Raw genomic sequence first — 6,863 nt, forward strand, 5'->3', positions numbered from 1 at the left:
GCTGTTCAGCGTGCCCCGCTCCGGCTCGTGCGAGGCGATCCGCAGCACGTCGATCACGTCGTCCTCGTGGACGAACTGAAGCCGCGGGTCGTACCCGAGGACCGTGGGCAGCACCGGCAGCGAGAAGTAGGAGGCCAGCGGGGTGTCCGTGGTCGGCCCGAGGATATTGGCGAACCGCAGCACGCACACCGCCACGTCGGGCCGCCTCCTGGCGAACCCCCGCACGTACCCCTCCACCTCCACCGTGTCCTTCGCGAACCCCCCACTGGGCAGGGACTTCGGCGGGGTCGTCTCGGTGAAGACGGCCGGATCCCTGGGCGCGGAGCCGTACACGTTCGTACTGGACTTGATCACCAACCGCTTGACGTTCGGCGACTTCTGGCACGCGCCGAGCAGTTGCATGGTCCCGATGACGTTGGTCTCTTTGACGGTGGCCCGGCTCCCGCTGCCGAGCGGCGTCCCGGTCACGTCCATGTGGACGACGGTGTCGGCGCCGCTCTCGGCCAGCACCCGGGCGATGGTGGGCTGCCGGATGTCGGTCTGGATGAAGTCCGCGCCGCCCAGATGATGCTCCGGCGGCACCGCGTCCACGGCGACCACCCGGTCCACCTCGGGGTCACGCTGAATACGCCGCACGAACCGGCCCCCGAGTTGACGGGCCACTCCGGTCACGAGCACGACCTTCCCCAAGATCAGCGCCTTTCTTCCGTGTTCCCGTATGCGGGCCAACTTAGCGGGTTGATGTTGCGCTGGCATGACCCTCAGCAGGCCACGACCGGCCGCAACGGCCGGAAAATGCAGTGACCCCCCACCGTACTGGTGGGGGGCCACACACAAGCTCTCGCGGCTCGGCGCCGTAATTACTTCTTGTTACGACGCTGAACACGCGTGCGCTTGAGCAGCTTGCGGTGCTTCTTCTTGGCCATCCGCTTGCGCCGCTTCTTGATAACAGAGCCCACGACTACCCTCGCTCACTTCTCATCACTCGGTGCTGGGCATCATGGGCCCATACGACCTACGAGGGGCTAGCCTACCCGCCCGAGCGCTGAGCTCGTAATCGAGGTGCTCCGGGTTATCCCGAAACCGTCGTCAGGCGGTCTCCACCCCCACGTAGCTCTCGCGGAGGTACTCGTGTACCGCTTGCTCGGGGACGCGGAAGGACCGCCCCACCCGGATCGCGGGCAGATGACCGCTGTGCACCAGCCGGTACACGGTCATCTTCGACACTCGCATCACCGCGGCGACCTCCGCCACGGTCAGGAACACGACCTCGTTCAGAGGCCTCTCGCCAGCTGCCATGACACACCTGAACCTTCCGCACTCGACGGGCCACCGGCTTCCCCTTCCGGTGACTCTTCGTCGTTGCGTGCTCACTCCCCAATGTAGGGGCGGGTGATGCGAGTGGGGAAGAGGTGCACCCATCGGCGGCCTACTGTGACAGACACGCTCGATTGAGTACGTAGCGGGTGAGCGGCGTGTAGCAATCAGACCGCACGCCGTCATCAACCGGAACGGCCACCGACACCGCCCCCTCGGCCTCCCCCACGAAGAGCGCAGGGTCATCCGTGTCCGCGAGCCCAATGGCCTCAAACCCGAGCTGACCTGCACCGCAGACCCACCCATGGTCCCCGATCACCAGCTCCGGCAAGGGCCCGCCGCCCCCCGCCGCCGCATCCAGCGCCACCCGAACCGGCAGCGGCGAATGCGTATGCGCACCCGGCGCACAACCGGGGCGTTCACGGCCCACTTCTCTCACGAACCCGACGCCTCGTACGTAATCGAGATTGCACGTACGTAGACCGAACCGGGTCGTTATGTCGACACAGCGACCCTGCGCAGGGGTGAGGACCTCACATCCCGCCGCCGACAGCGCGTCCGCGAGACCGGCGTAGAACCCGATCAGCCGGTGCGGATGCCCGGTCCCGAACAACACGGCGGCCCGCCGCCGGGCCGCCGCCCCCACCCGCTCGGCGAACGCGTCCAGCCCGGCCACCGTCAAGTCAGGATCGATCACATCATGCCCTGAAACGCACCGGGGATCGTCCGAAACCCCACACTTGGCAGCCATCAACCGAATCAACTCCGCTTCCCCCCACCCCCCTTGCGGATCAATCCCGATCAACACCCGAGGATCCCGAGCCGCGAACAACCGATAACTCCGAAGACTCCGCTCCCGCGAGGTCCCCACCACCCCCGCCAGCCCGGCAGCCACCAAGTACGCCCGAAGCCCACCACCACTCACCACACCAAAGATGCTGACGCCCCACCCCCCACCAGACCCCCAGAACAGACAAACACCGCACAGTCGGCGTAACGCTGGGCAAGCCAGCCCGTCCGGCATCTGAGGACGAGAGCCGCTCCGCACCCTCTCCAGCCCGTCCGGCGTCCGACGACGAGACCCGACCGGCACCACATCCCAGCCGTCCGACACCTGAGGACGAAAGCCGGTCGGCACCACACATCAGCCCGTCCGGCGTTTGAGGACGAGGCCGTTCAGGCCGAAGCGGGGGTCCGGGGGCGGCAGCCCCCGAAACGGGCGGTCGAAGGGGGCCCACCCCCTGGAAGGACGGGACGGGTAGGGGCGGCGGGGGCGAGAAAAACCCCCTACGCCAGCAGCCCCCGCAACGGAAACACGGCCCGCCGCGTCGCCAGCACGGCCTGATCCAGGCGATCAGCGGGGTCGTACCCCGCCTCCCACCCCGCCCACCCCACCGGCCACCGACCATCCGTCATCCGCCCAGGCCCCAACTGCCGAGTCCGCGCAAACACCTCCTGCCGCCACCCCTCAGGCACCAGCGCCTCAGGCGCAACCTCCCGCCCCGCCGCAATCCCCACCAGATGCGTCCACGACCGAGGCACGACATCCACCACCTCGTACCCGCCCCCACCCAACGCGATCCACTTCCCCCCGGCGTACTCGTGCGCCAGCTCATGACACGCCACCTGCACCGCCCGCTGCGCATCCAGCGAAACCGCCAGATGAGCCAGCGGATCCTCGAAGTGCGTGTCGGCACCGTGCTGCGTCACCAGCACCTGCGGCCGGAAGTCCGCGACCAGCTCCGGCACCACGGCGTGAAACGCCCGCACCCACCCCGCGTCCCCGGTCCCCGCCGGCAACGCGACGTTCACCGCGGCCCCCTCGCCCGCCCCGGCACCGACCTCCTCCGGCCACCCGGTCTGCGGGAACAACGTACGGGGATGCTCGTGCAGCGAGATCGTCAGAACCCGCGGATCCTCCCAGAACGCGGCCTGCACCCCGTCCCCGTGATGCACGTCCACATCCACGTACGCGACCCGCTCGGCCCCCAGCTCCAGCAACCGCGCGATAGCGAGCGAAGCGTCGTTGTAGATGCAGAACCCGGACGCGGCCCCCGGCATCGCATGGTGCAACCCGCCCGCGAAGTTCACGGCGTGGTCGGCATCCCCCCGCCACACCGCCTCCGCCGCCCCCACCGACTGCCCGGCGATCAGCGCCGACACCTCGTGCATCCCGGCGAAGGCGGGATCGTCCATCGTCCCCAGCCCGTACGACTGGTCGGCCGCCGCCGGATCCGCCGAGGCCGCCTTCACGGCCTCGATGTAGTCCTCCCGGTGCACCAGCCGCAACGTCGACTCCCCGGCCGGCTTCGCCGCCACGACCTGCACCGCCCGGTCGAGCCCGAAGGCACCGACCAGACTCCGGGTCAACGCCAGCCGGACCGGGTCCATCGGATGACCCGGACCGAAGTCATAGCCCGTTACTGCCTCGTCCCACATCAGCTGTGCGCGGCCGCTCATGCCCGCCACCGTATCGGTCCGACCTGGTCGCGAACGAACGGGCATACACCAACGTCACCAGCACCAACACCATCGGCACCAGCATCGACCCGCGATAGCTCCACGCATCCCCGAGCGCCCCCACCAACGGCGAACCGATCAAGAACCCGACGTAGTTGAAAACATTCAGCCGCGCGATGGCCGCATCCGAAGCCCCCGGAAACAGCCGCCCCGCCGCCGCGAAGGTCTGCGGAACCAGCACGCACAACCCCAGCCCCAGCAGAGTGAACCCGACCATGCCGACCCACGCCCCCGGCGCCCCCGCCACCACCGCGAACCCGGCGGCCGCCACCACCGCCCCCACCCGTACGACGGGTACGGCGCCGAACCGCCGTACCCCGAAGTCCCCGATGCCCCGCCCGACCAGCGTGGTCACCATGTACACGTTGTACGGCACGGTGGCGAGCTGCTCACTGCTGCCCAGCACGTCCTTCAAATACTTCGCACTCCAGTTGGAGACCGTGGAGTCCCCGATGTAGGCGAAGGTCATCACCAGGCACAGCGGCAACAGCACCTTGAAGACGACACCGCCCGCGCTCCCCGCGGCCGCTTCCTCCGCCGCCGGCGCGGGATCACCGTCCACGTACCAACGGCTCCCCACCAGCGCGGCCGGCAGCAGCACCGCGACCACCGGCAGGTACGACACCCACAGCGCGAGATGCCAGTGCGCCCCCACCCAGGCCAGCGAGGCCCCGAGGATCCCGCCCAGGCTGTACGCCGCGTGGAAGCTGAGCATGATGCTGCGCCCGTAGGTCCGCTGCAGACTCACCCCGAGCATGTTCATCGAGGCGTCCAGCGCGCCGACGGCCAGGCCGAACACGGCCAGCGCCACTGCCAGCTCGGCCATCACCCCGCCGGACCCGACCCCGAGCAGCGCCAGCATCACCACGGGCTGGGACCAGCGCAGCAGCCGACTGGGCCGTATTCGCTTCACCAACTGCTCGGTGGTGACGCTGCCTACGCCGGCCAGGATGGGCACGGCAGCAAGAAAGACCGGCAGCAGCGCGTCGGAGACGCCGTACCGGTCCTGGATGGCGGGGATGCGCGTCACCAGCAGCGCGAAGGTGGCACCCTGAGTGAAGAAGCTGAACGCCAGCGAGGCCCTACCGCGCCGCAGCACATCTGTCATGGCGGCGAGCGTAGGGCCCCGGCGTACTCGTAGGTAGATCCAGCCAAAGATGAATTTCCTTCAGCTTTACCTTTCGGCCGCTCAGGCGGCGACCGCGAGCTCCTGTTCCTGCTTCCGCGCGGCTTCCTGACGCTTCACCTCGTCGGTGACCAGGCATGCCATCGGCTCGGCGGCGGCGCCTCCGCAGACCACCATCCCGAGGGTGATCGCGACGACCAGCAGCAGCGAGCTCAGCCAGACCATGGTGTCCACGGGGATCGTGTAGGCGCCGACGACCCGGGCGACGCACTCTGCCACCAGGAACAGACCCCAGATCACGGAGAAGAGCCGCTCCTTGCGCAGGAACTCCGCCGACCTGGCCGCGGTCCCGGACGCCAGCCGCTCCCAGGCGGCCTCCCGCGCCGCATCCCCCTTGAGGAGGAACGGCTTCAGCCCCGCCGTCATCATCGGCCTGCCCAGCGCCACCGACACCAGGATGCCGATCCCGACGGTGCTGCTGACCGCACCGTCCTTGGCCAGCATGAGCCGCGGGTCACCGGAGACGAAGCTGAGCGCCAGCCCGACCACGTTCACCACCAGGATCAGCGCCGCGAGCCCGTTGACCTGGCGCTCCTTGACAACACTCCAGACCGTCCGCACGGCCGGCACCACACTGCTCCAGGCGAGCGCCACGAAGGTGCTCATCCCGAAGGCCCCCTTGAAGAAGTAGTACGACCCGAGAGGCACCGCCACGTCCACGATCAGCGGCCGGAGGTTCTCCAGCACGCTGGGCTGCTGCTGCTTGCTCTGGGACCCGGTGTTCGTCGTCTTCGTCATGCCCTCAGCTTCGCGTCCGGCCGGGATCCCCCAGTAGAAACGAACGTCCGGAGCTCGGCATGACAATTGTCAGCGCCGCCGTCATGCCCCCGGTCATTCCAGCAGGTCAGCCAACTGCCCCGGGTCGGAGAAGAGTTGGGTGGCGCCCCGCAACCGCTCGGCCGGCGTCATGGTGGTGAACCCGTACACGTCCATCCCGGCCGCCACCGCCGCCCGCACCCCCAGCGGGCTGTCCTCCACCACGGCACACCGCGCCGGCGCGACCCCCATCCGTTCGGCCGCGTACAGAAACAGATCCGGTGCCGGCTTCCCTCGCCCCACATCCTGCGAACTGAAGATCCGCGACTCGTCGAACCACCGGTCGAGCCCGGTCGTCCGATGCCCCACCCGAATCCGCTCATGACTCCCCGACGACGCCACGCAGAACGGCACCCCGTCCGCCGCCAGTTGCTCCAGCACCCCCGCGATCCCCGCCACGGGCTTCAACTCCTCCTCGAAGGCAGCGAACACCCGCGCATGGAAGACGTCGTCGAAATCGTCCGGCAGTCGCTGCCCGGTGCGCTCCAGGACGAGGTCGTGGACCCGGTGCATCGCGGACCCCATGTAGTCCCGTATGGAGGCCTCGTAGGAGGTCGGGTGCCCCAACTCGGTGAGATAGGCGGCCAGGAGCCGGTTGGAGATGGGCTCGCTGTCGACGAGGACGCCGTCGTTGTCGAAAATAACCAGGTCGTAGCGCATGTCCTGAGCCTAGACGAGCCCTTGAACGCAGAAAGGCCCACGCCATGAGGCGTGGGCCTTTCCTAATATTTGTTCGGCGGTGTCCTACTCTCCCACAGGGTCCCCCCTGCAGTACCATCGGCGCTGTGAGGCTTAGCTTCCGGGTTCGGAATGTAACCGGGCGTTTCCCTCACGCTATGACCACCGAAACACTATGAAACAGACAACCGGACCGCCTTACGGCGGGGCTGTTCGTGGTTTCAGAACCAACACAGTGGACGCGAGCAACTGAGGACAAGCCCTCGGCCTATTAGTACCGGTCACCTCCACCAGTTACCTGGCTTCCAGATCCGGCCTATCAACCCAGTCGTCTACTGGGAGCCTT

The 6,863-nt window shown here is 68.2% G+C and carries 8 protein-coding genes and 2 rRNA genes; all 10 read right to left on the bottom strand.

What is annotated here, in order from left to right:
* Positions 1–690 (bottom strand): NAD-dependent epimerase/dehydratase family protein (locus tag JF597_RS00615; RefSeq protein ID WP_293986623.1); only part of this gene is annotated, 690 nt, incomplete at its 3' end.
* 170 nt (positions 691–860) lie between these two features.
* Positions 861–959 carry an AURKAIP1/COX24 domain-containing protein gene (locus tag JF597_RS00620; protein WP_003948845.1) on the bottom strand — a complete coding sequence of 33 codons (99 nt, stop codon included), beginning with the start codon at positions 957–959 and terminating at the stop codon, positions 861–863.
* 130 nt (positions 960–1,089) lie between these two features.
* Complete coding sequence (locus JF597_RS00625) at positions 1,090–1,299, bottom strand: helix-turn-helix domain-containing protein (RefSeq protein WP_067299677.1); 210 nt, start codon at positions 1,297–1,299, stop codon at positions 1,090–1,092.
* 130 nt (positions 1,300–1,429) lie between these two features.
* Positions 1,430–2,245 carry a phosphatase gene (locus JF597_RS00630; protein WP_293986629.1) on the bottom strand — a complete coding sequence of 272 codons (816 nt, stop codon included), beginning with the start codon at positions 2,243–2,245 and terminating at the stop codon, positions 1,430–1,432.
* Positions 2,246–2,604: 359 nt separating this feature from the next.
* Complete coding sequence (locus JF597_RS00635; RefSeq protein ID WP_293986631.1) at positions 2,605–3,777, bottom strand: acetoin utilization protein AcuC; 1,173 nt, start codon at positions 3,775–3,777, stop codon at positions 2,605–2,607.
* On the bottom strand, positions 3,728–4,945 hold the full coding sequence (locus JF597_RS00640) for an MFS transporter (RefSeq protein ID WP_293986633.1): 1,218 nt from the start codon (positions 4,943–4,945) through the stop codon (positions 3,728–3,730). The genes JF597_RS00635 and JF597_RS00640 overlap by 50 nt, the downstream gene beginning before the upstream one ends.
* Before the next feature lie 81 nt (positions 4,946–5,026).
* The gene (locus JF597_RS00645; RefSeq protein WP_293986635.1) at positions 5,027–5,761 is read right to left on the bottom strand and encodes a VC0807 family protein; all 735 of its coding nucleotides are present in this window, start codon (positions 5,759–5,761) and stop codon (positions 5,027–5,029) included.
* A gap of 93 nt (positions 5,762–5,854) precedes the next feature.
* The gene (locus JF597_RS00650) at positions 5,855–6,499 is read right to left on the bottom strand and encodes an HAD family hydrolase (protein WP_293986638.1); all 645 of its coding nucleotides are present in this window, start codon (positions 6,497–6,499) and stop codon (positions 5,855–5,857) included.
* 71 nt (positions 6,500–6,570) lie between these two features.
* Positions 6,571–6,687 (bottom strand): 5S ribosomal RNA (rrf, locus tag JF597_RS00655).
* Positions 6,688–6,768: 81 nt separating this feature from the next.
* Positions 6,769–6,863 (bottom strand): 23S ribosomal RNA (locus JF597_RS00660); the annotation flags it as partial.

The sequence above is a fragment of the Streptomyces sp. genome (genome assembly GCF_019510245.1).
In the GTDB taxonomy this organism is placed as follows: domain Bacteria; phylum Actinomycetota; class Actinomycetes; order Streptomycetales; family Streptomycetaceae; genus Streptomyces.